We start from the raw sequence: 381 nt of genomic DNA, 5'->3' as shown, positions 1-381 counted from the left end.
CTGATAATGAAAACTATGCAATTGAATCTCAATTTTTTAAACACGAAAATATAGCTTCACAAAATTATTTAAGTCAACAAGAGTTAAAGAACCTTATTCATTATAGTAATAAGTTAAATATAATGGTTGTTCCAGAATTTGATTTACCTTCTCATTCAAAAGCTTGGTTATTGTTATTAAAAAATGAAAATTCAAACTTACACGAAAATATCGTAAGCGATTATAGCGATGAAACAATTGATTTTTTTTCTAATCAAAAAGCATTAGAGATTAGACAAAGGCAAATCAAAGAAATTTTAGATCTCTTTCATCAACCAAATTTTCAAAAAGAACAAAGAATAGTATTGGGCGGTGATGAGGTTCCTGGTGGAAAATCATACC

Annotated in this window: 1 protein-coding gene; it reads left to right on the top strand. The window is 27.6% G+C overall.

Annotation, left to right across the window (positions count from 1 at the left end; genetic code table 11):
* On the top strand, nt 1-381 hold a 381-nt coding region (locus tag EN850_RS34120; RefSeq protein WP_145973025.1), incomplete at both ends, for a family 20 glycosylhydrolase.

Origin of the sequence: Mesorhizobium sp. M8A.F.Ca.ET.207.01.1.1, assembly GCF_004794715.1 — a bacterium.
Classification (GTDB): Bacteria; Pseudomonadota; Alphaproteobacteria; order Rhizobiales; family Rhizobiaceae; genus Mesorhizobium.
This window is presented reverse-complemented; position numbering and strand designations above follow the sequence as displayed.